Annotated in this window: 22 protein-coding genes; 17 read left to right on the top strand and 5 right to left on the bottom strand. The window is 66.8% G+C overall.

Features of this window, described 5'->3' with window-relative positions; genetic code table 11:
- Window positions 1-5 precede the first annotated feature (5 nt).
- The 8 genes from AC1RP5_RS01920 (at window position 6) to AC1RP5_RS01885 (ending at window position 9,076) form a co-directional block, all read left to right on the top strand.
- A complete protein-coding gene (locus AC1RP5_RS01920; RefSeq protein WP_493108874.1) occupies window positions 6-482 on the top strand; it encodes a GNAT family N-acetyltransferase in 477 nt (158 codons plus the stop codon).
- Window positions 483-528: 46 nt separating this feature from the next.
- Window positions 529-2,277 carry an L-arabinonate dehydratase gene (gene araD, locus AC1RP5_RS01915; RefSeq protein ID WP_493108873.1) on the top strand — a complete coding sequence of 583 codons (1,749 nt, stop codon included), beginning with the start codon at window positions 529-531 and terminating at the stop codon, window positions 2,275-2,277.
- A 230-nt stretch (window positions 2,278-2,507) separates the two neighbouring features.
- Window positions 2,508-3,554: an ABC transporter substrate-binding protein gene (locus AC1RP5_RS01910; RefSeq protein WP_493108872.1), complete on the top strand. Its 1,047-nt coding sequence runs from the start codon at window positions 2,508-2,510 to the stop codon at window positions 3,552-3,554.
- A gap of 20 nt (window positions 3,555-3,574) precedes the next feature.
- Window positions 3,575-4,384: an ABC transporter permease gene (locus tag AC1RP5_RS01905; RefSeq protein ID WP_493108871.1), complete on the top strand. Its 810-nt coding sequence runs from the start codon at window positions 3,575-3,577 to the stop codon at window positions 4,382-4,384.
- Window positions 4,372-5,118, top strand: a complete 747-nt coding sequence (locus AC1RP5_RS01900) for an ABC transporter ATP-binding protein (protein WP_493108870.1) — start codon at window positions 4,372-4,374, stop codon at window positions 5,116-5,118. The genes AC1RP5_RS01905 and AC1RP5_RS01900 overlap by 13 nt, the downstream gene beginning before the upstream one ends.
- A gap of 143 nt (window positions 5,119-5,261) precedes the next feature.
- Complete coding sequence (locus tag AC1RP5_RS01895; protein WP_493108869.1) at window positions 5,262-7,016, top strand: ABC transporter permease; 1,755 nt, start codon at window positions 5,262-5,264, stop codon at window positions 7,014-7,016.
- Between the two features lie 10 nt (window positions 7,017-7,026).
- Window positions 7,027-8,343 (top strand): ABC transporter ATP-binding protein, encoded by a 1,317-nt coding sequence (locus tag AC1RP5_RS01890; RefSeq protein WP_493108868.1) that lies wholly within the window; start codon window positions 7,027-7,029, stop codon window positions 8,341-8,343.
- Window positions 8,344-8,362: 19 nt separating this feature from the next.
- Window positions 8,363-9,076, top strand: a complete 714-nt coding sequence (locus AC1RP5_RS01885; protein WP_493108867.1) for an MgtC/SapB family protein — start codon at window positions 8,363-8,365, stop codon at window positions 9,074-9,076.
- An 89-nt stretch (window positions 9,077-9,165) separates the two neighbouring features.
- On the opposite strand, the gene AC1RP5_RS01880 is transcribed toward AC1RP5_RS01885, so the two are convergent.
- Window positions 9,166-10,377, bottom strand: coding sequence for a CaiB/BaiF CoA transferase family protein (locus AC1RP5_RS01880; RefSeq protein ID WP_493108866.1), 1,212 nt, complete (start codon window positions 10,375-10,377; stop codon window positions 9,166-9,168).
- A 60-nt stretch (window positions 10,378-10,437) separates the two neighbouring features.
- Here AC1RP5_RS01880 and AC1RP5_RS01875 point away from each other — a divergent pair, with 60 nt between their 5' ends.
- The 6 genes from AC1RP5_RS01875 (at window position 10,438) to AC1RP5_RS01850 (ending at window position 17,376) form a co-directional block, all read left to right on the top strand.
- On the top strand, window positions 10,438-11,607 hold the full coding sequence (locus AC1RP5_RS01875) for a hypothetical protein (protein WP_493108865.1): 1,170 nt from the start codon (window positions 10,438-10,440) through the stop codon (window positions 11,605-11,607).
- Between the two features lie 210 nt (window positions 11,608-11,817).
- Window positions 11,818-12,774: an ABC transporter permease gene (locus tag AC1RP5_RS01870; protein WP_493108864.1), complete on the top strand. Its 957-nt coding sequence runs from the start codon at window positions 11,818-11,820 to the stop codon at window positions 12,772-12,774.
- A complete protein-coding gene (locus tag AC1RP5_RS01865) occupies window positions 12,774-13,673 on the top strand; it encodes an ABC transporter permease (protein WP_493108863.1) in 900 nt (299 codons plus the stop codon). Before AC1RP5_RS01870 ends, AC1RP5_RS01865 begins: the two co-directional genes overlap by 1 nt.
- Window positions 13,674-13,708: 35 nt before the next feature.
- Window positions 13,709-15,406 carry an ABC transporter substrate-binding protein gene (locus AC1RP5_RS01860; protein WP_493108862.1) on the top strand — a complete coding sequence of 566 codons (1,698 nt, stop codon included), beginning with the start codon at window positions 13,709-13,711 and terminating at the stop codon, window positions 15,404-15,406.
- 10 nt (window positions 15,407-15,416) lie between these two features.
- Window positions 15,417-16,400: an ABC transporter ATP-binding protein gene (locus AC1RP5_RS01855; protein ID WP_493108861.1), complete on the top strand. Its 984-nt coding sequence runs from the start codon at window positions 15,417-15,419 to the stop codon at window positions 16,398-16,400.
- Window positions 16,381-17,376 (top strand): ABC transporter ATP-binding protein, encoded by a 996-nt coding sequence (locus AC1RP5_RS01850; protein ID WP_493108860.1) that lies wholly within the window; start codon window positions 16,381-16,383, stop codon window positions 17,374-17,376. Before AC1RP5_RS01855 ends, AC1RP5_RS01850 begins: the two co-directional genes overlap by 20 nt.
- Window positions 17,377-17,394: 18 nt before the next feature.
- Here the strand turns inward: AC1RP5_RS01850 and AC1RP5_RS01845 are convergent, their stop codons facing one another.
- Window positions 17,395-18,594, bottom strand: coding sequence for an acyl-CoA dehydrogenase family protein (locus AC1RP5_RS01845; protein ID WP_493108859.1), 1,200 nt, complete (start codon window positions 18,592-18,594; stop codon window positions 17,395-17,397).
- Between the two features lie 149 nt (window positions 18,595-18,743).
- Here AC1RP5_RS01845 and AC1RP5_RS01840 point away from each other — a divergent pair, with 149 nt between their 5' ends.
- Entirely contained in the window at window positions 18,744-20,366 is a 1,623-nt protein-coding gene (locus tag AC1RP5_RS01840) for a YifB family Mg chelatase-like AAA ATPase (protein ID WP_493108858.1), read from the top strand.
- An 88-nt stretch (window positions 20,367-20,454) separates the two neighbouring features.
- Complete coding sequence (locus AC1RP5_RS01835; RefSeq protein ID WP_493108857.1) at window positions 20,455-20,892, top strand: hypothetical protein; 438 nt, start codon at window positions 20,455-20,457, stop codon at window positions 20,890-20,892.
- 24 nt (window positions 20,893-20,916) lie between these two features.
- Here AC1RP5_RS01835 and AC1RP5_RS01830 read toward each other — a convergent pair whose 3' ends face one another.
- A complete protein-coding gene (locus AC1RP5_RS01830; RefSeq protein ID WP_493108855.1) occupies window positions 20,917-21,699 on the bottom strand; it encodes a bestrophin-like domain in 783 nt (260 codons plus the stop codon).
- 139 nt (window positions 21,700-21,838) lie between these two features.
- Between AC1RP5_RS01830 and AC1RP5_RS01825 the strand changes: the two genes are divergently transcribed.
- Window positions 21,839-22,324: a hypothetical protein gene (locus AC1RP5_RS01825; RefSeq protein ID WP_493108854.1), complete on the top strand. Its 486-nt coding sequence runs from the start codon at window positions 21,839-21,841 to the stop codon at window positions 22,322-22,324.
- A 7-nt stretch (window positions 22,325-22,331) separates the two neighbouring features.
- Here the strand turns inward: AC1RP5_RS01825 and AC1RP5_RS01820 are convergent, their stop codons facing one another.
- Entirely contained in the window at window positions 22,332-23,924 is a 1,593-nt protein-coding gene (locus tag AC1RP5_RS01820; protein WP_493108853.1) for an FAD-binding oxidoreductase, read from the bottom strand.
- A 29-nt stretch (window positions 23,925-23,953) separates the two neighbouring features.
- Window positions 23,954-24,820, bottom strand: a complete 867-nt coding sequence (locus tag AC1RP5_RS01815; protein WP_493108852.1) for a TauD/TfdA dioxygenase family protein — start codon at window positions 24,818-24,820, stop codon at window positions 23,954-23,956.
- Window positions 24,821-24,862 lie beyond the last annotated feature (42 nt).

The raw sequence follows: 24,862 nt of genomic DNA, 5'->3' as shown, positions 1-24,862 counted from the left end.
TTCCCATGGACGAGACACCGGCGCTGCGGCGCGCGGTGGCGGACGATGCCGCCGCCGTTCGCACCCTCACGCGCGAAGCCTACGCCAAATGGGTGCCCGTGATCGGCCGCGAACCGCTGCCGATGCGGGCCGACTATGACGAGGCGGTGCGCCAGCATCGCATCGACATGGCCTTTCTCGACGGCGGCCTCGCGGCCCTCATCGAGACGATCGACAAGGGCGATCACCTGGTGATCGAGAACGTGGCCGTCGCGCCTGCCTTCCAGGGGCGGGGCCTCGGTCGCCACCTGCTGACGCATGCCGAACAGGTGGCGCGCGATCTCGGTTACGCCGAGGTGCGGCTCTACACGAACAAGATGTTCGAGGCGAACGTGCGGCTCTATCTCGCCTTCGGCTACCGCCTCGACCGCGAGGAGACCTCGGCGCTCGGCGTCACGGTCTATATGAGCAAGCCGATCGGAGCGGGCGGCCCTGCGGCTTGACCGCGATGGCTTGAATGTGGTCGCGTCCGGCGCGGAGGAAAAAGCCATGCCGGATAGCAAGCCAAAGAACAAAACTCCCGATCAGCTGCGCAGCGCGCGCTGGTTCGCGCCCGACGATCTGCGCGCCTTCGGACATCGCTCGCGCGCGATGCAGATGGGTTACGCGCCCGAGGAATGGGCCGGCAAGCCGGTCATCGCCATCCTCAACACCTGGTCCGACGCCCAGCCCTGCCACATGCACTTCAAGACGCGCGTCGACGACGTGAAGCGCGGCATCCTGCAGGCGGGCGGCTTCCCGATCGAACTGCCGGCGCTGTCGCTGTCGGAGAGCCTGCTGAAGCCGACGACCATGCTCTACCGCAACCTGCTGGCGATGGACGCCGAGGAGCTCTTACGCGGGCATCCCGTCGATGGCGTCGTGCTGATGGGCGGTTGCGACAAGACCACGCCGGCGCTGCTGCTGGGCGCGATCAGCATGGGCCTGCCGACGATCTATCTTCCCGCCGGGCCGATGCTGCGCGGCAATTGGAAGGGCAAGACCTTGGGCTCGGGCTCCGATGCCTGGAAATACTGGGACGAGCGCCGCGCTGGCGAAATCTCGGACAAAGACTGGGTTGATGTCGAAGCCGGCATCGCGCGCTCCTACGGCACCTGCATGACGATGGGCACGGCCGCCACCATGATGGCGATGGCCGAGACGCTCGGCATGTCGCTGCCCGGCGCCTCGTCGATCCCCGCCGCCGACGCCAATCATATCCGCATGGCTTCCGAATGCGGCCGTCGCATCGTCGGCATGGTCTGGGAAGACCTGACGCCGAAGAAGATCCTGACGCACGAGGCCTTCCTGAACGCCATCACCGTGGCGATGGCGGTCGGCTGCTCGACCAACGCCATCATCCACCTGATCGCGCTGGCGCGCCGCGCCGGCCAGAAGATCGGCCTCGACGATTTCGAGCGCGCAAGCCGCAAGGTGCCGGTGATCGCCAACATCCGGCCGAGCGGCGACAAATACCTGATGGAGGATTTCTTCTACGCAGGTGGCCTGCCGGGCCTTTTAGAGCAGATCCGCGATCACCTGCATCTCGATGCGCTCACCGTGACCGGCAAGACCCTGGGCGAGAACGTGAAGGGCGCGGAGATCTACAACGACGACGTGATCCGCACCGTCGCCAACCCGATCTACAAGGAAGGCGCGCTCGCGGTGCTCAAGGGCAACCTCGCGCCCGACGGCTGCGTCATCAAACCCAGCGCCTGCGCGCCGAAGTTCCTGAAGCACACCGGTCCGGCATTGGTGTTCGACGACTATCCGTCGATGAAGGCTGCGATCGACCGCGAGGATCTCGATGTCACCGAGGATACGGTGCTGATCCTGCGCAATGCGGGGCCGCAGGGTGGGCCGGGCATGCCGGAATGGGGCATGCTGCCGATCCCGACCAAGCTGGTGAAGCAGGGCGTGCGCGACATGGTGCGCCTCTCCGACAGTCGCATGAGCGGCACCAGCTACGGCGCCTGCATCCTGCACGTCTCGCCGGAATCCTATATCGGCGGACCGCTCGCGCTGGTGAAGACCGGCGACATGATCTCGCTCGACGTCGACAAGCGCACGATCAACATGAACGTCTCCGACGAGGAGCTGGCCAAGCGCAAGGCGGCGTGGAAGAAGCCCGAGCCACGCTACGAGCGCGGCTATGGCTGGATGTTCACCAAGCACATCAAGCAGGCCAACGAAGGCTGCGACTTCGACTTCCTGGAGACGGAGTTCGGCAAGCCGGTTGCGGAGCCGTCGATCTACTAGCCATAACCGGACCGCGGACCTCCAGGTCCGCTCAGATTCATGAGCGGGTCTGGAGACCCGCGGTCCGGCATGAGCTTGAATTGCACCTTGGAGAGAAAATCCTTCCAAGGTCGCGATAAGCCACGACCACTTCTCATCCATTTGTGCCGGATGGATTGTTCTCAGCGACTGAATTTTCTATCTCAGGCGCCGCTTGCGCTTCCGCGCATCCCTGTTTCGTAGAGAGTTTCATGACCTTGTCGTCCCTTCCGCGTCGCGCCTTCCTGGGCGCCGGTGCCTCGTTGCTGGCGGCGCCGGCCCTGCTGTCCGGCCGCGCCCAGGCGCAGGGCGCACGCGTGCCGATGCGCATCGGCAACATCCCGGTGATCGGCGCCGCGCCGATCTTCGTCGTCGGCAAGGAGGGCTGGGCCAAGGATGCCGGTCTCGACCTCACCCTGACGACCTTCCAGTCGGGTCCGCATGCCATCCAGGCGCTGGCGTCGGGCACGCTCGACGTCTATGTCGCGGGCATCGCGCCACTGGGCGTCGCGCGCTCGCGCGGTGTCGACGTGAAGGTCGTCGCGGCGACCGCGAGCGGCGAGAACGTCTTCGTCGGCGTGCCGCGCCTCGCCACGCATTTCGCGCCGAGTGTTGCCCCGGCCGAAGCCTTCAAGCGCTACAAGGCGGCAACGGGTAAGGCCGCGCGCCTCGCCACCCAGCCGGCCGGATCGGTCCCCAACACGACGCTGCAATACTGGCTATGGGAGGTCATCAAGGCCAACCGCGAGGATGTCGAGGTCGTGGCCATGGGCATCGACGCCACGCAGCAGGCCGTGCTGGCCGATGCCGTCGAGGGCGCGACCGTGCGCGAGCCGGCGCTCTCGATCATCCAGAAGTCGAACCCCGGCATCAAACTGATCGAGGTCGGCGACAAGCTGTTCCCCGGCCAGCCCGGCACCGTCGTCGCCGTCACCGGCGCGCTGATCGCCAAGCAGCCGGCGGCGGTACAGGCGCTGGTCGATGCGCTGGTGCGCGCGGGCGACCTGCTGACCAAGGACCCCGACAAGGCCGCGCCCGCGGTTGCGGCCAATCTCGCCAAGGGCATCGTCGATCTCGAGATCATCAAGGCGGCGCTGAAGTCGCCGGCCACGAAGTTCGTCATCGACCCGCGCGAGGTCATCGCACCGTCGAAGGCGATGGAGGCCTATCAGGTGAAGCTCGGCTCGCTCAAGGAAGCCGCCCCGCTCGACGACCTGTTCGATGTGCGCTTCTTCGAGAAGGCGCGGCGCCCGGGCTGATCGCAGGCTAGGATAGGCCGATGGCCCTCACTCAAACCGCCGAACTGCCGGCCTCGTCCGCGCCGAGCCGCGCGCGCCTCGGCGCGCTTGGCTCGATCGGGCTTGGTGCTGCGGGCCTGCTCGCCTTCCTGTTCATCTGGCAGGCGGTGCCGTCGCTTGGCCTCGTCAATCCGATGATGCTGCCGGGCCCGCTGGCGATCCCCGAGGCCTTCCGCAGCGAACTCGACTCCGGCATGTGGCTGAAGGCGGTCACCGGCAGCCTCAGCCATTACGGCATCGGGCTGGTGGTCGGCGCGGTGCTGGGCGTCGCGGTCGGCGTGCTCACCGGCATGTCGAGGATCGCCGAGGACCTGACCTCGTGGGTGGTGCGCCTGCTGCGGCCGATCCCCGGTCTCGCCTGGGCGCCCTTCGCCATCATCTGGTTCGGCGTCACGCCCAAGGCCGCCGTCTTCATCATCGCCGTGTCGGTGTTCTGGATCGTGTTCTTCGCCGCGCACGGCGCGGTGCGCGGGGTCGATCGCGACCTCGTGGAAGTGGCCGAGGCGTTCGGCTTCCGCGGCCCGTTCGAGAAGCTGTTCAAGATCTACCTGCCGGCCGCGATGCCCGGCATCCTCGTCGGCCTGCGCACGGCGCTGGGCCAGGCCTGGATGGCGGTGGTGGCGGCCGAGATCTTCGGCGTGCCGGGCCTCGGCAACCGCATGATCGAGGCCTCGTCGCTGCTCGCGACCGACATCGTGGTCGTCTACATGCTCACCATGGCCGCGCTCTACGGCATCCTCGATTCGCTGTTCCTCGTCACCCAGAACTGGCTGCTCCGATGGAAAGCGTGATCGACATTTCCGGCCTCGCGCTCACCTTCGAGCGCGACGGCCGTCGGACCGAGGTGCTGCGCGGCCTCGACCTCGCGATCCCGCGCGGCGCGTTCGTGGCCATCGTCGGCGCCTCGGGCGTCGGCAAGTCGACCCTGCTACGCGTGCTGATCGGCCTGGCCAAGGCCAGCGCCGGCAAGGTGTCGGTCTCGACCCGCTCGGCCGCGCGCCAGCCGGTGGCGCTGGTTTTCCAGGATTCGCGGCTGCTGCCGTGGCGCCGCGTCGTCGACAATGTCGCCTTCGGCCTCGAAGGCTCGGGGCTCTCGAAAGCGCAGCGCCGTGCCAAGGCGGTCGAGGCGCTGGGCATCGTGGGCCTCGCCGACCTCGCCAATCGCTGGCCCTACCAGCTCTCCGGCGGCCAGCGTCAGCGCGTGTCTCTGGCGCGTGCGCTCGCCGTCGAGCCCGAGGTGCTGCTGATGGACGAGCCGTTCTCCGCGCTCGACGCGATCTCGCGCGAGGGGCTGCAGGACGAGCTGACCCGCATCTGGCAGCAGACCGGCAAGACCATCCTGTTCGTCACCCACGATATCGAGGAAGCGACCTATCTGGCCGACCGGGTGGTCGTGCTGGCGGGCGCGCCGGGCCGGGCAGTCATCGACCGCACGATCGACACGCCGCGTCCGCGACGCCGCGACGATCCCGCCGATGCCGGCCTGATCGCCGACATCAGGCGCCATCTCGGCAAGGCCGGCTGACCCGATCCCCCCGACGGCCGTCGCCCGCCTCTTGCCGGGCGACGTAACGACGCGCATTCACAAAACCGAAAGCCTACCGTCTTAGAACGGCCCCGACGGGTAGGGCGGGCGCCGTGCCTTCTGCGGATTTTGGGAAAGCGCGCATGCTCGTATCCAGACCAGACAAGGGCCGCCGGGCCACCACGCCGCTTGGCGTGAGCGGTACCGGCTTCCGCCCCAATCTCTACGACGCGGCCATCTTCCTGCTGGTGATCGGCGTCTTCGTGCTGGTCGCCCACGGCTTCCGTGAGATGAATGCACCGGCCGCGCAACTCGAGACCGTGCCGGTCACGCTCGACGTCGCGCGCCTGCCCGAATACGCGCTGCGCACCACCTTGCGCATGTTCGCCGCCATCATCTGCTCGCTGATCTTCACCTTCGTGGTGGCGACCCTGGCGGCACGCAGCCGCAAGGCCGAGCTGGTCATCATCCCCGCGCTCGACATCCTGCAGTCGGTGCCGGTGCTGGGTTTCCTCACCTTCACCGTGACCTTCTTCCTGCAGCTCTTCCCCGGCAGCGTGATGGGCGCGGAGTGCGCGGCGATCTTCGCCATCTTCACCAGCCAGGCCTGGAACATGGCCTTCAGCTTCTACCAGTCGCTGCGCACGGTGCCGCGCGATCTCGACGAGGTGGCGCGGCACTACCGCTTCTCGCCGTGGCTGCGCTTCTGGCGGCTCGACGTGCCGTTCGGTGCGCCCGGCCTGATCTGGAACACCATGATGTCGATGTCCGGCGGCTGGTTCTTCGTTGTCGCCTCCGAGGCCATCACGGTCGGCAACACAACGGTAATGCTGCCCGGCATCGGCTCGTGGCTGGCGCTGGCGATCCAGGCGCGTGACATCCAGGCAGTGCTGCTCGCCATCGCGATGATGGCGGCGGTCATCCTGGCCTACGACCAGCTGATCTTCCGGCCGATCGTCGCCTGGGCCGACAAGTTCCGCTTCGAGCAGACGGCCGCCGATTCGCAGCCGCATTCCTGGCTCTACGATTTCTGGCGCCGCAGCCGCGTGCGCCCGCACCTCGTCCGCGGCTTCGCCTCAGTGGCCGACCGGATCTCGCTGCTGCCGACGCCGCTCACCCGCGCGCCGACCCGGCCGAAGTTCGGCACACCCTCGGGCACCGGCGAGAAGGTCTGGATTGGCGTGTTGGCCCTGCTGGCGGCCTACGCGCTCTGGCACATCGCGATGTACACGCGCTCGGAGCTGGGCCTCGACGACCTGCGCATCGCCTTGTTCGACGGACTGCTGACCCTGATCCGCGTGCTGGTGCTGATCGCGCTGGCGAGCCTCTTCTGGGTGCCGATCGGCGTGTGGATCGGCCTGCGGCCGCGCCTTGCCACCAGCCTGCAGCCGGTGGCGCAGTTCCTCGCCGCCTTCCCGGCGAACGTCGTGTTTCCGGTCGCCGTGGTGGCGATCGTGAGCCTGCGGCTCGATCCCAACATCTGGCTGAGCCCGCTGATGATCCTGGGCACCCAGTGGTACATCCTGTTCAACGTGATCGCCGGCGCCAGCGCGATCCCGACCGACCTGCGCGACGCCGCGGCGCTGTTCCGCATCCGCTCCTGGTCGTGGTGGCGCAAGGTCGGCATCCCGTCGATCCTGCCCTATTACGTGACCGGCGCGCTTACGGCGGCCGGCGGTTCATGGAACGCCAGCATCGTCGCCGAGGTGGTGAGCTGGGGCGACACCCATCTGCGCGCCGAGGGCCTCGGCGCCTATATCGCGGACGCCACGACGGCCGGCGACTATCCCCGCGTCGTGCTGGGCATCGTCGTCATGTCGCTGATGGTGACCGCCTGCAACCGCGTCCTGTGGCGACCGCTCTACCGTCTCGCCGAGAACCGCTTCAGGCTCGAGTAGGAGAAGCCTCATGGATTCGATCACGAACCCCGTGCAGGACGCGACGCTGGTCCGCGTCGACCATATCCGCAAGGTCTATCCCAAGGGCAGCGGCGAGGACGTGCTGGTGCTGGGCGACGTCACCTTCACGCTCGGCCGCAAGGAGATCGTGTCCTTCCTCGGCCGCTCCGGCTGCGGAAAGACGACCTTGCTGCGCATCCTCGCGGGCCTGATGCCGGCGAGCGGCGGCGAGGTGCGGATCGACGGCAAGCCTGTCGCCGGACCCTCGCCCGAGGTCGCGATGGTGTTCCAGTCGTTCGCGCTCTTTCCCTGGCTCACCGTGCTGCAGAACGTCGAGATCGGCCTGGAGGCGCAGGGCGTGCCGCCGGCCGAACGCAATCGCCGCGCGCTGGCCGCCATCGACCTGATCGGCCTCGATGGCTACGAGAGCGCCTACCCGAAGGAGCTGTCGGGCGGCATGCGCCAGCGGGTCGGCATCGCGCGCGCGGTCGTGGTCGAGCCCACCGTGCTGCTGATGGATGAGGCCTTCTCCGCGCTCGACGTGCTGACGGCCGAAACGCTGCGCACTGATCTCATGGAACTCTGGATGGAGGGTCGCCTGCCGATCTCCGCCATCGCCGTCGTCACGCACAACATCGAAGAGGCGGTGCTGCTGTCGGACCGCGTGCTGGTGTTCGCATCCAATCCCGGTCGCGTCGCGGCCGAGATCAAGATCGACCTGCCGCATCCGCGCAACCGCCTCGACCCGGCGTTCCGGCAGATCGTCGAGGATCTCTACGCCACCATGACCGCGCGCAGCGACGGCAAGGCGGGGCAGGGGCATTTCTTCGGCACCGGTCTCGCGATGCTGCTGCCGCGCGTCTCGCCCAACATGATCGCGGGTCTGCTGGAGGCCGTCGCCGCCGAGCCGCACGAAGGCCATGCCGGCCTGCCGGAGCTGGCGGCCGACCTGCACATGGAAGTCGACAATCTCTTCCCGGTCGCCGAAGTGCTGCATGTCCTGCGCTTCGCCGATCTGGCGGAGGGCGACATCAAGCTCACCGAAGCGGGCCGGCGGTTCGTCGGCCTCGAACCCGACGGCCGCAAGAAGCTGTTCGCCCAGCATCTCACGAGCTACGTGCCGATCGCCTCGCACATCCGCCGTGTGCTCGACGAGCGCGACACCCATCGCGCGCCGGGCGATCGTTTCCGTGGGGAACTGGAAGACCACATGTCGGAGTCGTTTGCTGCGCAGACGTTGCGGACGGTCACGTCCTGGGGCCGCTTCGGCGAGATCTTCGCCTATGACGAGCTGAGCGACGTGTTCAGCCTCGACAATCCGGGCTGAGCGTCGAGGAGGACGCACGATGCATTTCGACCTGATGGAACTCGGCGAGACCGCGCTGCGCCTCGGCGTTGCGCTGCTGCTGGGCTCGGCCATCGGCTTCGAGCGCCAGTGGAACCAGAAGATGGCGGGCCTGCGCACCAATGCGTTGGTGGCGCTGGGCGCGGCGGGCTTCGTCACCTTCTCCGGCCTCGTCGGCGCCGGCGATCCGACGCGCGTGGCCGCGCAGGTCGTGACCGGCATCGGCTTCCTGGGTGCCGGCGTCATCCTGCGCGAAGGCGTCAACGTGCATGGGCTCAACACCGCGGCGACGCTGTGGTGCTCGGCGATGGTCGGCACGATGGCGGGGGCGGGGCATGGCGGGCCGGCAGTGCTGGCGGCCGGCATGATCATCGCCACCAACCTGATTCTGCGACCGTTGGTGCGGCGGGTGAACAGCCGCCTGCTGACCAACAGCAACGTCGAAACGCATTACACCGTCGAAGTCGTCTGCCGTGGCGCCGAGGAAGCGCAGATGCGTTCGCTGCTGCTGAACGCCCTGTCGCAGGCGGGACTGGGCCTGCGCCGCCTCGACAGCGAGGATATCGCGGACACGTCGAAGGTGACGGTGACCGCGCAGGTCGTTGCCGCCAAACGCAACAATGCGGCGCTGGAACAGATCGTCGGTCGCCTCAGCCTCGATCCCACCGTCACGGCCGCCACCTGGCAGGTCGACCGCACGATTCCGGAATCATAGGACCGCGGGCCTCCTCAGCGCGGGGGTTACCCCGCGCGAGCCCGCATCATGATTTGAGCGGGCCTGGAGGCCCGCGGTCCGAATGATTGTCAGCCGATAGCGCCGGCCTCGCGCAGCTTTCCGATCTCGGCGGTGCTGTAGCCCAGCTCGCCCAGCACCTCGTCCGTGTGCTCGCCATGACCCGGTCCCGGTCCGGGCGTCGCCGGCTCGGGCGCGAAGGACATGCGGATCGGCGGCGAGATGGTGCGCGGCATGTCGGCCTGGCTCGTGCCGATCACCGCGCCGTTGGCGACCGCCTGCTCGTCGTCGGGCACGTCGCGCAGGATGCCGAGCAGGCCGAAGGTGATCTCGTGCTTGCGCAGGCGTTCCTTCCACTCCGGCCACGGCCGGCCGGCAAACACCGGATCGAGGATTGCCGCGAGGTCGGGCGCATGGGCGCGCCGCTTCTCGGTCGTCTCGAAGCGCGGATCGTCCATCAGGTCGGTGCGCTCGAGGGCCTGGCAGAGTTCGGGCCAGAGCTTGTCCTCGCGCACGATGGTGAGCTGGATCCAGCGGCCGTCGGAGGTGCGGTATTGGTTGGCGAGCGCGCTGCGCGGCTTGGTGCGCGGCGGACGCGGCGAGACGAACGACCCCAGCAGCGCCCCCTGCGCCAGGATGGCGTTGGACCACAAGCCGCTCGCATGCAGGGACGTGCCAACCTCGCTGCCTTCCCCGGTGCGCTCGCGGTGCAGCAGCGCCATCGAGATGGCGGCAAACAGGTTCATGCCCGCCATCTGGTCGCCCTGCGCCGGCAGCGAGAAGGCCGGCGGTCCGCCTTCGTAGGTAAGGCCATCGAGCAGGCCGGAGCGGGCAAAGAAGGCGGTCGAGTCGAAACCGGGCTGCTCGGCATCGGGCCCGGCCTCGCCGTAGCCCGTCATCGAGGCGTAGATCAGCCGCGGATTGAGCGGCGCCACGTCGGCGTAACGCATCTTCAGCCGCGCGCGCACCTTCAGCGGGAAATTCACCACCATCACGTCGGCGGTCTTGACCAGCCGGTAGAAGGCGGCTCGGCCCTCGTCGTTCTTGAGGTCGAGCACCACCGACCGCTTGTTGCGGTTGGTCATGTGCCAGCAGAAGTTGACCGGATGCTGCGGGATCGAATGGGCCTGGCCCAACTTGCGCTGCGGATCGCCTTCGCCCGGCGGCTCGATCTTGATGACCTCGGCGCCGTAGTCTCCCATCACCGTCGAGGCGACCGGGCCGGCGATGAAGCTGGCCAGGTCGAGCACCCGGAGGCCCTGCAGCGGCAGTTGTCTGCTCATTGAGTTTTCCCTTTCGAACGCCTACACCCCAGCCTATCCGAAGAGAACGGCATCAGGTCAATGGCCGGCAGGTTTCGCAATTTCTGGCTTCTAGGCGCTTTCCTGCTCGTGGTCCTGGCGATCGGGCTCGCCTTGCGGTCCGCGCTGTGGGCGTCCGTGGCCGCTGCGGTGCTGGGCATCGTGGGCGTCGTCCTGTTCAACGGCAATCGCTGGCGCAGCGGCGCGCTGCTCGCGACGGCGTTGGCGCTCAGCCTCGTCGCGCTCGATCTCTTTGCCGGCTTCCTGTCGCCCAAGGCGGTGAACATGGGGGTCGTGACGCGCACGATCCCGCAATGGTGGCCGCCGCCCGATCCGATCCTGGGTTTCCGGCCCAAGCCGGACAGCGAAGTGATCGCCACCGCGACCTGGGGCGACGAACTCGTCTACCGCCAGACCTATCATTTCGATGACACGACGGCGCGCGTGACGCCGCCGGCGCCGGCACCGGCCGATACCTACCTGTTCATCGGCGATTCGTTCATCTTCGGCCAGGGACTGGCCGACGACCAGACCGTGGCATCGCAGTTCGCGACACAGAACGCGCCGGACGCGCGCACCGTCAATTTCGGCGTGCCGGGTTACGGGCCCAACCATCTCGTCCGCGCCTTCGAGGCCGGTCTCTACGATCGCTACACCGCCGGCAAGGTGAAGGCGGTCGTGACCTGGATCATCCCGGCCCATCTGCAGCGCGTGACCGGCGACGGCTCGTGGCTCGGCTCCTCGCCACGCTATGTCCTCGAGAACGGCAAGCTGCGCTTCACCGGTTCGTTCAACGAGCATCGCTGGCGCGATCCGCTCGCCGGCCTGCACTACTTGCTGGGCGAGCAGTTCGCCTTCATCGAGGCGATCGGCCAGCGCCAGCGGCAGGAAGAGCAGATCGAGCTGTTCCTCGCGATGATGGCCAAGCTGAAGGCCGACGCGCAGGAGAAGTTCGGTGCGCCGCTCATCATCATCTACTCCTGGCCCGACGAGACCACGCAGAACCGCTACGGCGATTCCAAGGTGGAACAGCCGCTGCTCGTCGACACGCTGGTGCGGCTGCGCAAGATCGGCGCGCCGATGCTGAGCGTGGCCGATGCCACTCGGGGCGAGACCGCCGCGCGACTGATGATCCCGCATGACGGGCATCCGTCGGCCTACAGTATCGGGCGGATCTCGACGGCCCTGAAGAAACTGATCGACGCTCGCTGACCGGCGAGCGTTACGGCGAAGGTTTTCACCTCGCCCATCCGTTTTAATTGACAGTCCGCCTGCAATCCCGGCAGCTTGTCGCCAATAGATCGCCCGCACGAACGGGCGACTGAGGAAGCGTCTTTGCGGGAGGATGGACAGGGTGAGCCATATAGCACCCATGCGCGCGTTTGACCGGACCCTGCTCGATCTCGTCCAAGGGACGGATTGATGCAGGCCTATATCGTCCGTCGCGTACTGGCTCTGATTCCGACTTTGTTCTTTGCGAGCCTCATCGTCTTCGTGACGGTGCGCATGATCCCCGGCGACGTCATCGACCTGATGCTGAGCCAGAACGACATCTCGGCGGGGAAGATGGGGCGCGAGCAGCTCGAGAAGGCGCTCGGTCTCGACCAGCCGATGTGGGTCCAGTACGGCCGCTGGGTTGGCTCGATCCTGTTCCATGGCGATTTCGGCCGCTCGCTCTGGCAGAGCACGCCGGTCAGCGAACAGCTCCTGCAGCGCTTGCCCGTTACTTTCGAACTGGGCCTGATGGCGCTGATCGTGGGCCTCTCGGTCGCCATTCCCATCGGCGTCTATTCGGCGATCCGCCAGGACACGCCGGGCGACTATGTGGCGCGCTCCTTCTCCATCCTGATGCTGGCGGTGCCGAGCTTCTGGCTGGGCACCATGGTGATGGTCTTCCCGTCGATCTGGTGGGGCTGGTCGCCGCCCATCCAGTTCGTGCCCTTCTCGAAAGACCCGATCGCCAATCTCAGCCAGATGATCATTCCGTCGATCATCCTGGGCTGTGCACTCTCTGCCATCACCATGCGCCTGACGCGCACCATGATGCTGGAAGTGCTGCGACAGGACTTCATCCGCACCGCCTGGGCCAAAGGTCTCGGTGAGAAGCTTGTCGTGGCGCGGCATGCGCTGCGCAACGCGCTGATCCCGGTGGTGACCCTGATCGGCCTGCAGGCGCCGTTGCTGATCGGCGGCGCGGTGATCATGGAGCAGATCTTCGTCATTCCCGGCATGGGCTTGCTGCTGCTCGATGCGGTGAGCCAGCGCGACTATCCGATCATCACCGGCGTGTTCCTGATCGTGGGAGTCGCGGTGATGTTCATCAATCTTCTGGTCGATCTCAGCTACGGCCTGCTCGATCCCAAGGTGAGGTACCGCTGATGACCTCCGTCGCGGAGACCGCCGTCGCTATAAAGCCGCGCCGCAAGCGCGGGCCCGTGTTGCACTTCATCGGCCGGCTGTTCCGCGAGAAGCCGCTGGGCGCGGCCGGTGCGATCGTGTTCGTGCTGTTCCTGTTCTGCGGGATTTTCGCCAGCGTGCTGGCGCCCTATGGCATGAACCAGATCTCGCCGCTCAACCGGCTCAAGCCGCCTTCGTGGGCATTCCCGTTCGGTACCGACAATCTCGGCCGCGACATGCTCTCGCGCTGCCTGTACGGCGCCCAGCTCTCGGTCATCATCGGCTTCTGCGCCGCCGGCATCGCCACCGCGATCTCGGTCTTCCTCGGTATCGTCTCGGGCTATCTCGGTGGCAAGTTCGACCTCGTGCTGCAGCGCTTCGTCGATGCCTGGATGAGCTTCCCCGACCTGATCATCCTGATCGTCGTCGTGTCGGTGGTCGGGCCGGGCATGCCGCAGATCATCGTGACCCTGGGCCTGCTGCTGGGCATCGCCGGCTCGCGCATCATCCGCGGCGCGGTCGTGTCGGTGCGCGAGAACATGTACGTCCATGCCGCGCAATCGACCGGCGCCTCGACCTTCCGCATCCTGTGGCGGCACATCCTGCCCAACGTCATGGCGCCGGTGATCGTGCTGTTCACGACGCGCGTCGGCACCGTGATCTTGGCCGAGTCGGGCCTGTCGTTCCTCGGCCTAGGCGTGCCGCCGCCGGCGCCGACCTGGGGCGGCCTGCTGTCGGGCAGTGGCCGCACCTTCATGCTGCAGGGGCCATGGCTCGCGTTGGCGCCCGGCCTCTGCCTCACCGTCGTGGTCTACGCCACCAACATGTTCGGCGACGCCCTGCGCGATCTCCTGGATCCGCGCATGCGGGGCTCACGCTGACGAAGACAAGAAAAGAAGCACGAGGAGGAAACACGATGAAGATGAAGACGTGGGCCAAGGGCCTCCTTTCCGGCGCGCTGGGTCTGGCGCTTGCCGGAACCGCGCAGGCGCAGGCCGAGAAGCCGCAGTACGGCGGCACGCTCGAAGTCGGCACGGTCTATGTGACGCTGTCGGCGCTGTCCTTCGATCCGGCCGACTGGAACTGGAAGCTGAACCACGATACCGGCCAGTTCTACGAGCAGCTCTTCGCCGCCGACCTCTCCCAGAGCAAGCGCAATGGCGGCAAGTATCCGTTCTATGCCGACGCCTGGCTGCCCTCCGACGCGATCCGCGGTGAGCTGGCCGAGAAGTGGGTGTGGAGCGACAATCCGCTGAAGCTCACGATCGACCTGCGCAAGGGCGTGATGTTCCCGGAGAAGCCCGGGGTCATGAAGGAGCGCGAGCTGACCGCCGAGGACATCGTCTTCGCCTTCAACCGCCTGGCCAACAGTCCGAAGAAGATCGCGGGCTACTTCGATCACGTCGAGAAGGTCGAGGCGACCGACAAGTACACGGTCGTCTTCACTTTCAAGTACTTCAACGCCGAATGGGACTACCGCTTCGGCTGGGGCTACTACTCGACCATCACGCCGAAGGAAGTCGCCGACGCCGGCGCCACCAACTGGAAGAACGTGAACGGCACCGGCCCGTTCATGCTGAGCGACTTCGTGCAGGGCAGCTCGAACACCTACTCCAAGAACCCGATCTACTGGGGCAAGGAGAAGATCGACGGCGTCGAATACAAGCTGCCGTTCCTCGACAAGGTCGTCTATCGCACCATCAAGGACGAGGCGACGTATCTGACCGCGCTGCGCACCGCCAAGCTCGACCTCTTGGAGAACATCCGCTGGAGCGCGGCCGACGACCTCAAGAAGTCGACGCCGCAGCTCAAATGGTCGCGCTGGCTCGCCATGAGCGGCCAGTTCCTGGCGATGCGGGTCGACACCAAGCCGTTCGACGACATCCGTGTCCGCCGCGCGCTCAACATGGCGGTCAACAAGCAGGAGATCGTGAAGGCCTATTACGGCGGCAACGCCGAGCTCTTCGCCTATCCGCAGCATCCCGACTATCTCGGCTACTACGAGCCGCTGGAGGCGATGCCGGAATCGGTGCGCGAGCTGTACACCTTCAATCCGGAGAAGGCGAAGAAGCTGCTGGCCGAAGCGGGCGTGCCGAAGGGCTTCAGCTTCAAGGTCCAGGTCTGCTCGTGCAATCCCGACCATATGGACCTGCTGCCGCTGGTCGCCGCCTATCTCGAGGCGGTGGGCGTCAAGCTCGAGATCCAGCCGATGGAATATGCGGCCTTCCTCTCGGCGATGACGACCAAGACCAACGCCGCCGGCTACTTCATGAACAACGGCCACACCAACCCGACGACGACGATCCGCAAGAGCTTCGTCACCAAGGAAGTGTGGAACCCGTCGCAGTACTCGGATCCGGCCTTCGACAAGAAGGTGGCCGACATGTACCTCGAAAGGGACGAGGCCAAGCGCCAGGTCATGATCAAGGAACTCACGCGCGAGATCCTCGAGAAGACGCCGTACATCTGGCTGCCGACGCCCTACATCTATACGGCGTGGTGGCCGTGGGTGAAGGGCTACAACGGCGAGCTGCGCGCCGGCGCGGTGCGTCCCGGCCCGATCTACGCCCGCATGTGGGTCGACCAGGACATGAAGAAGAAGATGGGCAAGTGATTTTCTGCCCATGACCGCTCCGCTTCTCAGCGTCCGTAACCTGTCGACACGCTTCCGCACCGATCGCGGCACGGTGCGGGCGGTCGACGGCGTGTCGTTCGACGTCGCCGCCGGCGAGACCCTGGCGATCGTTGGGGAATCGGGCTCGGGCAAGAGCGTGACCGCGCTCTCGATCCTGCGCCTGATCCCCGATCCGCCGGGCAAGATCGAGGAGGGCGAGATCCTCTTCGAGGGGAAGGACCTGCTGAAGCTCGACGATGCCGGCATCCGCGCCATCCGCGGCGACCGCATCGCGATGATCTTCCAGGAGCCGATGAGCTCGCTCAATCCGGCGCTCACCGTCGGCATGCAGGTCGGCGAGCCGATCAACCTGCATCGCAAGACAGTGTGGGCCAAGGCGCTCGACAAGGCCGCCGAGCTTTTGGGCAAGGTGCGCATCCCCGACGGGCGCAGCCGGCTCTCGTCCTATCCGCACCAGTATTCCGGCGGCATGCGCCAGCGGGTGATGATCGCCATGGCGCTGGCGTGCCAGCCGCAGCTCATCATCGCCGACGAGCCGACGACGGCGCTCGACGTTACGGTGCAAGCGCAGATCCTGGCGCTGCTCAAGGAACTGACGCGCGAGGCCAACTCCGCGATGATCCTGATCACCCACGATCTGGGCGTCGTGGCGCGCTATGCCGACCGGGTCGTGGTGATGTATGGCGGCCGCATCGTCGAGACCGCTCCGGCGCGCCAGCTCTACAAGACCCCGCGTCATCCTTATACCCGCGGCCTGATGGCTTCGGTGCCGCGCCTCGACGGCGATACCGACCGGCCGCTGGTGCCGATCGAGGGTCAGCCGCCGGATCTCGCGACCCTGCCGCCGGGCTGTGCCTTCGCCCCGCGTTGCAAGGACGCGACCGATCGCTGCCGCAGCGAACGGCCGCCGCTGGTCGAGAGCGCCCCCAACCATTTCTCAGCGTGCTTCTTCCATGACCGCCTCGCCGCCTGATCCCGTCCTGAAAGTCGAAGGACTGAAGATCCATTTCCCGATCACGGCGGGTGCGATCCTGCGCAAGCAGGTCGGCACGGTGAAGGCGGTCGATGGCGTGAGCTTCAGCGTGGCGCGCGGCGAGACGTTGGGACTGGTGGGCGAATCGGGTTGCGGCAAGTCGACGACCGGGCTCGCCATCCTGCGCATGCTCGACGTCACGGAAGGCAAGATCGAGTTCGAGGGCGAGGACATCACGCGCCACGACCGCAAGCGCATGCGGCCGATCCGGCGGCGCATGCAGATGGTCTATCAGGATCCCTACGGCTCGCTGAACCCGCGCATGAAGGTGGCCGACATCGTGGGCGAACCGCTGGTCGTGCACGGGCTGGCGTCGGATCAGGACAAGTACCGCGCCCGCGTCGCCGATCTTTTAAGGATGGTCGGCCTGCTGCCCGACATGGCCGAGCGCTATCCGCACGAATTCTCCGGCGGCCAGCGCCAGCGCATCGGCATCGCCCGCGCGCTCGCGCTGGAGCCGACGCTCCTGATTTGCGACGAACCGGTGTCGGCACTCGACGTGTCGATCCAGGCGCAGGTCGTGAACCTGTTCATGGAGCTGCAGGAGCGGCTCGGCCTCACCTACATCTTCATCGCCCACGATCTCAGCGTCGTGCGCCATATCAGCGATCGCATCGCCGTCATGTATCTCGGCCGCATTGCCGAGATCGCCACGAGGGTCCAGCTCTACAAGGACCCGCTGCATCCCTACACGCAGGCGCTGCTGGCCGCCGTGCCGATCGCCGATCCCGAACTGGAAGCCGCGCGCGGCGCCGACATCATCGCGGGCGAAATCCCCAGCGCCATGCGGCCACCGCCGGGCTGCCGCTTCCACACGCGCTGCCCCAAGGCGATGGATGTCTGCAAGACTGTCGATCCGCCGCTCAGGCAGATGGACGACGGCCGCGCCGTCGCCTGTCACCTGCACGCGGGCTAGCGCGCGCTACATCTTCAGCTACATCTTCCCTGAGACGATGCGCGCGCCCAGCGCCCAGCGATGGACCTCCGACGGGCCGTCGTAGATGCGGAAGGCGCGTGAGTCGCGGAAGAAGCGTTCGACCACGGTGTCGCGGGTGATGCCCATGCCGCCCAGGATCTGCATCGAGCGGTCGGCCACGCGGGCGATCGCCTCCGAGCAGATGACCTTGGCCATGGAACTTTCGTTCGACGCCCGCTCGCCCTGGTCGAGCAGCCAGGCGGTGTGCCAGATCGAGAGCCGCGCCGTGTGCATGTCCATCAGGTTGTCGGCCAGCATGAACGACACGCCCTCGTGCTCGCCGAGCTTCTTGCCGAAGGCGACCCGGTTGCGGGCGTAGTCGGTGGCGATGTCCTGCGCGCGCACGGCCTGGCCCAGCCAGCGCATGCAGTGGCTGAGGCGGGCCGGGGCGAGCCGGACCTGGGCATAGCGGAAACCCTTGCCGATCTCGCCCAGCACGGAGTCGGCCGGCAGGCGCAGGTCCTTCAGCTCGACCACGCCATGGCCGCCGGTGAAGCTCGAATCCATCGTGTCGAGCGTGCGCTCGATGCGGATCGCGGGATCGGGCAGGTCGGCCATGAACAGCGTGGCGTGGCCGTCCATCGGCCCGCCCTCGTTCTTCGCCATGATGATGGCGCAGCCCGCGCCCTCGGCGCCGGTGATCAGCCACTTGCGGCCGTTGATCACCCATTCGTTGCCGTCCAGCCGCGCCGTCGTCGTCATCAGGCTGGGGTCGGAGCCGGCGCCGCCGGGCTCGGTCATGCAGAAGATCGAGCGGATCTCGCCCTTGGCCATGCGCTTCAGGAAATGCTCGCGCTGGTCGGGGCGGGCCACGACGTCGAGCAGGTGGATGTTGCCCTCGTCGGGCGAGGCGCAGTGGATCGCCGTCGGGCCCAGGATCGAGTAGCCCGCCGCCTCGAAGACATGGGCGCGGCCGACCTGGCTCAGCGCCTGGCCGCCATATTCCTTCGGCACCTGCGGCGCGAACACGCCGGCGGCCTTGGCCAGCTCGTTCATTTCGATCCGCAGCTCGTCGGTCGGCCCGTGCGCCGTCCAGCGCGGGTCGGTCTCGTAGGGGATGATCTTGTCCTTGATGAATTCCTTCACCTTGGCGGCGAGGTCGGTGATCGCCGCCGGCGGCGTGAAATTGAGGTCGTCGATCTTCTGCTTGGCCGTCACGAAACTCTCCCGCGTTTGCGGCCGGAACCTAGCATGGGTCGCGGTCCGGTTGGGCAACGGAGCGTCGCACAGCAGATTGCAACTATTGCGTGCTTTACTAATAGCATGTTCGTTCCTTAATTGTTCTCGGCACGGAATAGGAGCGCGGCATGCAGGCGACGGTTCGGACGGTGGCGTTCCAGGGCATCGATGTCCTGCCGGTCGACGTGCAGGTGCTGGTGGCGCCCGGGACCATCGCCTTTGCGGTGGTCGGATTGGCCGACAAGGCGGTCGGCGAAAGCCGCGAGCGGGTGCGGGCCTGCTTCAGGGCGCTGGGCCTCGCGCTGCCGCCACAGCGCATCACGGTCAATCTCTCGCCCGCCGATCTCGCCAAGGAGGGCAGCCACTACGACCTCCCGATCGCGCTGGGCCTGCTGGCCGCGATGGGGGTGCTGCCGCGAGCCAGCGTCGAGGGTTTCGTGGTGCTGGGCGAACTGGCGCTCGACGGCTCGCTCTGTCGCGTGCCCGGCGTCCTGCCGGCGGCGATCGCCGCCCAGGCGGCAGGGCGCGGCGTGATCTGCCCGGAGGTCTGCGGCGGGGAGGCCGCGTGGGGTGGCTTCGAGTCCCTTCGCGACACCGATCGGCCGCCGATCATCGCCGCGCCCTCGCTGCTCGCCCTGATCAACCATCTGCGCGGACAGCAGACCCTCGCTCCGCCCGAGGCGCTGCTGGCCGACGACCGGGCGACCTATCCAGACCTCGGCGAGATCAAGGGCCAGGAAAGCGCCAAGCGGGTGCTCGAGATCGCAGCCGCCGGCGGCCACAACCTGCTGATGATCGGACCGCCGGGTTCGGGCAAGTCGATGCTGGCCGCCCGCATGCCGGGCCTCCTGCCGCCGCTCGAACCCGAGGAGGCGCTGGAAGCCTCGATGGTGCGTTCGCTGGCCGGTGATCTTCCCGAGGGCCGGCTCAGTCGCCGCCGCACCTTCCGCGACCCGCATCATTCGGCGACCCTCCAGGCGCTGGTGGGTGGCGGCGCGCGGCCGAAGCCGGGCGAGGTGTCGCTTGCCCATCACGGGGTGCTGTTCCTCGACGAGCTGCCGGAGTTCAACCGGGCGGCGCTCGAAGCGCTGCGTCAGCCGCTGGAAAGCGGCCGGGTGACGGTGGCGAGGGCCAATGCGCACGTCACCTATCCGGCGCGCTTCCAGCTCGTCGCCGCAATGAACCCCTGCCGCTGCGGCCATCTCATGGACCCGACCCGCTCCTGCGCGCGCGGCCCGCGCTGCGGCGCGGATTATCAGGCCAAACTCTCGGGCCCGCTGCTCGACCGCATCGACCTCACCATCGACGTGCCCGCCGTCGCTGCGGCCGATCTCGCCCTGCCGCCACCCGCCGAAAGCTCGTCCGACATCGCGGCCCGGGTCGCCGCCGCACGCGCCGTCCAGCGCGAGCGGCTGGCGGCCCTCGACGCCAAAGGGAAACTGGTCACCATCGAAGCCGATCCGGCCGCCGGCCTTCTGGCGGATCGGGCGCGCAACTGGTCCAAGCCGCGCTGCAACGCCGACACCGACGGCACCCTTCTCTCGGCCATCGCCGAACCCGATGCCGAGGGCCGCGCGCTGCTCGCCCGCGCCGCCGAGCGCCTCGGCCTCTCCGCGCGCGCCTGGCATCGCACGCTCAGGGTCGCGCGAACCCTGGCCGATCTCGACGGCTCCGACGCCGTGCGCCGCCTCCACATCGCCGAGGCGCTGAGCTATCGGCGACCGCAGACGCGATCGATGCTGGCTGCCTGACTGTCTCTCCGCAACTCCCGCAATCAAGAAGTAATGTCGATACAGCGATAAGTGGTGCTAGGTTATCGGCTGAAACGCGAGGGCGGACATGACACCCATTCCTCTGATCACGGGCAGGTATCAGCTCGGCAACGATGCAGGACTATTCCAGGACGCGACCTATGTCGGCTTCGAACTGAAGCTGCCGTTCACGAAAACCTGGCTCGATACCTCGTCGACCGACATCACTTTCGTTTTCTATACGCACGACGTCGAAACCTGGGGCAATTGGCTGGGCCATCGCGTGGCGATCAACGGCGTCGAGATCGGCCGGCTCAAGGATCCCGCCGACACTCTCGGTACAAATGAAGTATTCCATCTCGCCGTAGCGCGTACGGCACTCGAGGCTGCGCTGGGCGGCAAGGACAAGTTCGTGCTGTCGGTAGAGCTTGAACTCCAGCCAGCCACGCCGGGCATGGAGGACGATTTCGTGCTCTGGCGCATCGAGTCCGACGGGACGTTCGCGGCAAGGCTCGGCTGGAAGTAGTCGATCAATCGATCGAGGCCGCCGCTACCGGTCCCGGTTCTCCATCAGGATGATCGTCTGCTTGAGCTGCTGGGCGTCGACGGCGGTCTGGCCCTTGAAGGGCTGGTCCATCACGAACACGAAGCCGATGAAGGCGCCCATCACGGCCATCTGGGCCGAGAGCACGTAGGCGCGGAAGGCGCTGCGCTGCATGGTGCTGGTGATGAACAGCAGCATGAGGACGGCGAACAGCACGACCTGCCAGTAGGCCGTGGGCAAGGACGTGGACACGGCGTTGAGCCTTGCGTCGCGCGATTCAGCGACACTGTCGAACGATCGCAGGATCTCGGCGTAGATCGTCGTCTCGCGGCCGGGCTTGGGCTCGATGTCGAAGATGCCCCGCGACAGGGGGGCGAAGGCCAGGCGTGTCTTGTCGCTGCGGGTGCCGCGCAGCATCGCCGGCCATTCGTCATCGACGATCGACTTCGCATAGGCCAGCAGGTTGAGCCGGAGCTCGGTGACCGATTCCTCGCCATAGCGGTTCAGCAGCCGGTCGAGCCGGTTGATCTGCGACGCCTCGGTCGAGACCAGCGCATCGACCTTGCGGTAGTTGCTCTCCGCTTCAACCAGTGTGAAGGCAAGCACCAGGCTGGTCATGGTGAACAGCGTGGCCTGCATGCGCAGCACGAAGTCGTTGTTCTCGTTGCTCACCTGGAGCCAGGGCAGCCGCTGCACCAGCGACGGCATCGCCAGGATCGCCGCGGCCATCACGATGGCGCCCGCCACCATGATCAGGGTCTCGGGGAACGAGTAGAGCCAGTCGATCATGGTCCTGCTTCAGTGAAGGGCGGCGTCTGTTTTGGCGCGAAATGAGCGCCGCCGAGATTGATCCCGAACCGGCCGCTCGACTAGGGTCGCGTCGTCGCGGCCGTGTTCGGCTTCGGACGCAAGGGAAGAGAGCCTGCAGATGTTCCGTGCAATCATGGTTGTCCTTACTTCACGATACACGATCGGGCTGATCTCGCTGCTGATCTGCATCCCCATGCTGATCACCCTGTTCGAAGTCTCCAAGGTGTTGTGGTCCAAGCCCGACATCAAGGAAGAGATGGATATCGTCACCGGCATCGGGATCATCATGATCGGCTGGGGCGTCGTGCTCGAGGAACGCAAGACCCTGCGCGAGATCTTCGGGGTGCTGGGGCTGCCGGACGAACCCTGGCAGGAGATGGTCGATCACAAGTGTCACAACTACGGCGTGGGCCAGCTCTCCATCGGCCTGATGGCCGAGATCTGCATCGAGATGATCAAGATTCCCAACACCATCATCTACACCGGCGAAGTCGACGACTATCTCGTCGCCGCCGGTCTCGCCTTCGTGGCGGTCGGCGCGCTCCTGCTCGCGCGCCTCGTGCTGGTCATGTTCTTCTTCCTGCCCGGCCGGGTCCGGGCCTGAGGCCCGGTCAGGGATCGATCAGCACCCCGGGGTTCAGCATCCCCTTGGGATCCAGCTCGCGCTTGGCGCCGCGCAAGGCCCGCGCAAACAGCTCGGGCCGCTGCTTGTCATAGAACGGCCGGTGGAAGCGGCCCACCGCATGATGATGCGTGGTCGTGCCGCCATGCTCGACGGTCGCCGCTGTGCAGGTCGACAGGACCTCCATGAACTGCGCCAGCGCGTCCTTCTTCGGATCGAACAGCCCGCCGAAGGTGAAATAGAGGCAGGGCCCGTCGGGATAGACGTGGGTGAAGCGGCAGGTGACCGTGCCGTCGCGGCCGGTCACCGCCTTGATCGTGTCCCTGGTGATCTTCGTGATCGTGGCGTGGAAGTCGCGGGTGCGCTCCCAGGTCATCGAGGTCTCGAAGGTCGAGGAGAGGATGCCGCGCGCCACCGCATGCTCGCCATAATGCGGCGCGCGGATGAACTTGTTGCGCCAGGCGCCGGCCGCCCCCGAACGATGGGCGTTCTCGTCGTCGTCGCTCCGGTCGGCGACGCCGCCATGCGCGGCGCAGATTTCGAGAGCGCGTTTCATCCAGGCGTCGAGCGGATGGTCGGGCGATTCGAAGGCCAGCACCAGCACGGCCTCCTCGTTGCTCCACGGGATGCCGGGCAGCGCCTCGCGTGCCTCGAGCAGGCGGCAGTTGGCGGGATAGAGGCCGGCCTGCGTGATGTCGCGCACCGCGTCGGCGCCTGCATAGAAGTCGCGGAAGCGCACGCTCGCCGAGGCGCGGAAGGTCGGCTTCTTGCGCAAGCGCACCCAGGCTTCGGTGATGATGCCCAAAATGCCCTCTGAGCCGATGAACAGGCGATCCGGGCTGGGGCCGGCGCCGGAGCCGGGCAGGCGGCGTGTCTCCAGCGTGCCGGCGGGCGTGACCACCCGCGTGCTCTCCACGAAATCGTCGATGTGCGTATAGAGCGTGGCGTAATGGCCGCCCGAGCGCGTGGCGATCCAGCCGCCCAGGGTCGAGCAGCGATAGGCCTGCATGTAGTGGCGCATGGTGAACGGCGTGTCGCGCAGCGCGTCCTCGATCGCGGGCCCGTAGATGCCGCCCTGGATGCGCGCGGCCTGGCTCACCGCGTCGACCTCCAGCACCTTGTCCATGTGGCGGGTCGAGATCGTCACGACCTTGTCGAACGTGGCCGAGGGCTCGATGCCCTTCACGACCGAGGAGCCGCCACCATAGGGAATCGCCTTGGCGCCGATGCTGTCGCACCAGTCGAGGACTTTTATGATGTCCTGCTCGTTTTCAGGAAATGCCACCGCGTCCGGCGGGTTGGGCACGGAGCGCATGAACATGCGCAGCGTGTCGAAGCCCGCCTTGCCGTAACTGTGTTCCAGCCGCGTCAGGTGATCTGTGTGCACCATCGACTGCAGCGCTGCCGGCACCTCGACCCGGCTCTTGCGCAAGGCAATCTCGTCGGCCTTGGGCGGCGGCTTCACGTCGAAGCCGGAGAGGCCATAGCGCTCCGCGATCTCGGCCTCCCACGGCCTGATCTCGTCCGGCGTCAGGTCCTCGTCGGCATAGCCCCAGGCATAGAACTTCTTCTGGCGCCGCATGTTTCCTCCACTTTGCTTCTTCTTGTCGTTCAGGCCGCAAAGGCGATCGGCTTGGTCTTTCCCTTGATCTGAGTGCGATGCATCACGCGCCGGGCGGTTTTGTCGAACGGATCGCGGCGATGCATGGTCGAGCGGTTGTCCCACATCACGAGGTCGCCCAGCTTCCAGACATGCTGGTAGATGAAGCGCGGCTGCGTGACATGCGCCCACAGTTCCTCCAGCACCGCATCGGACTCCGCCTTCGAGTAGCCCTCGACATAGGAATTGCGGCGGCGGCCGAGATAGAGCGTGGCACGGCCGTTGACCGGATGGCGCAGGATCGCGGGATGCCAGGCGCCGGGCGCCTTCATCGGATCGTCGGTCGGCGTCACGCCTTTGCGCAGGAAGCCGCCCGAATTGTAGGTGCCGTCGTGCTTCACGCGGCGGCCTTCGATCTTTGCACGCAAGCTCGCCGGCAGGGCATCGCAAGCCGCCTGCATGCTGGTGAACCAGGTGTTGCCGCCGGTCGGCGGGATTTCCAGCGAATAGAGCATCGACGCGTCGGGCGGCGTGTCGAGATAGCTCATGTCGGTGTGCCAGACGGCCTCGCCGTCGCCCAGGGCGCCGATCGGATCGCCGTTCGGGTCGAGCACGTTCGACACGACATAGATGTCGGGATAGCCCGGCGGGCTGATGCGGCCGCGTTCCTGGTTGGGCGGCGGATCGAGGTCGCCGAAGCGGCGGCTGAAGGCCAGGAGATCGTCGTCGCTGAGCTTCTGTCCGCGCAGCAGGATCATCGAATGCGCGTACCAGGCCCGCTCGATCGCCGCGAAGTCCGCGTCGCTGAAGTTGCGAAGATCGACGCCGGAAATTTCCGCGCCGACGGAATCGGTCACCGGGCGCACCGTAACGCTCATGTCTTCCTCCGAATTTGCCGCGATGATCGACCGGTCGTGGAG

This window comes from Reyranella sp. GW821-FHT12G01, assembly GCF_058806575.1.
This window is presented reverse-complemented; position numbering and strand designations above follow the sequence as displayed.

Excerpts from the sequence above, each read along its gene's own strand:
- AC1RP5_RS01885 (WP_493108867.1), top strand. The coding sequence starts at position 8,363 with ATGCATTTCGACCTGATGGAACTCGGCGAGACCGCGCTGCGCCTCGGC.
- AC1RP5_RS01905 (WP_493108871.1), top strand. The coding sequence starts at position 3,575 with ATGGCCCTCACTCAAACCGCCGAACTGCCGGCCTCGTCCGCGCCGAGC.
- AC1RP5_RS01860 (WP_493108862.1), top strand. The coding sequence starts at position 13,709 with ATGAAGATGAAGACGTGGGCCAAGGGCCTCCTTTCCGGCGCGCTGGGT.
- AC1RP5_RS01820 (WP_493108853.1), bottom strand. The coding sequence starts at position 23,924 with ATGCGGCGCCAGAAGAAGTTCTATGCCTGGGGCTATGCCGACGAGGAC.
- AC1RP5_RS01825 (WP_493108854.1), top strand. The coding sequence starts at position 21,839 with ATGTTCCGTGCAATCATGGTTGTCCTTACTTCACGATACACGATCGGG.
- AC1RP5_RS01900 (WP_493108870.1), top strand. The coding sequence starts at position 4,372 with ATGGAAAGCGTGATCGACATTTCCGGCCTCGCGCTCACCTTCGAGCGC.
- AC1RP5_RS01895 (WP_493108869.1), top strand. The coding sequence starts at position 5,262 with ATGCTCGTATCCAGACCAGACAAGGGCCGCCGGGCCACCACGCCGCTT.
- AC1RP5_RS01855 (WP_493108861.1), top strand. The coding sequence starts at position 15,417 with ATGACCGCTCCGCTTCTCAGCGTCCGTAACCTGTCGACACGCTTCCGC.
- AC1RP5_RS01880 (WP_493108866.1), bottom strand. The coding sequence starts at position 10,377 with ATGAGCAGACAACTGCCGCTGCAGGGCCTCCGGGTGCTCGACCTGGCC.
- araD (WP_493108873.1), top strand. The coding sequence starts at position 529 with ATGCCGGATAGCAAGCCAAAGAACAAAACTCCCGATCAGCTGCGCAGC.
- AC1RP5_RS01835 (WP_493108857.1), top strand. The coding sequence starts at position 20,455 with ATGACACCCATTCCTCTGATCACGGGCAGGTATCAGCTCGGCAACGAT.
- AC1RP5_RS01850 (WP_493108860.1), top strand. The coding sequence starts at position 16,381 with ATGACCGCCTCGCCGCCTGATCCCGTCCTGAAAGTCGAAGGACTGAAG.
- AC1RP5_RS01890 (WP_493108868.1), top strand. The coding sequence starts at position 7,027 with ATGGATTCGATCACGAACCCCGTGCAGGACGCGACGCTGGTCCGCGTC.
- AC1RP5_RS01870 (WP_493108864.1), top strand. The coding sequence starts at position 11,818 with ATGCAGGCCTATATCGTCCGTCGCGTACTGGCTCTGATTCCGACTTTG.
- AC1RP5_RS01830 (WP_493108855.1), bottom strand. The coding sequence starts at position 21,699 with ATGATCGACTGGCTCTACTCGTTCCCCGAGACCCTGATCATGGTGGCG.
- AC1RP5_RS01910 (WP_493108872.1), top strand. The coding sequence starts at position 2,508 with ATGACCTTGTCGTCCCTTCCGCGTCGCGCCTTCCTGGGCGCCGGTGCC.
- AC1RP5_RS01865 (WP_493108863.1), top strand. The coding sequence starts at position 12,774 with ATGACCTCCGTCGCGGAGACCGCCGTCGCTATAAAGCCGCGCCGCAAG.
- AC1RP5_RS01920 (WP_493108874.1), top strand. The coding sequence starts at position 6 with ATGGACGAGACACCGGCGCTGCGGCGCGCGGTGGCGGACGATGCCGCC.
- AC1RP5_RS01815 (WP_493108852.1), bottom strand. The coding sequence starts at position 24,820 with ATGAGCGTTACGGTGCGCCCGGTGACCGATTCCGTCGGCGCGGAAATT.
- AC1RP5_RS01840 (WP_493108858.1), top strand. The coding sequence starts at position 18,744 with ATGCAGGCGACGGTTCGGACGGTGGCGTTCCAGGGCATCGATGTCCTG.
- AC1RP5_RS01875 (WP_493108865.1), top strand. The coding sequence starts at position 10,438 with ATGGCCGGCAGGTTTCGCAATTTCTGGCTTCTAGGCGCTTTCCTGCTC.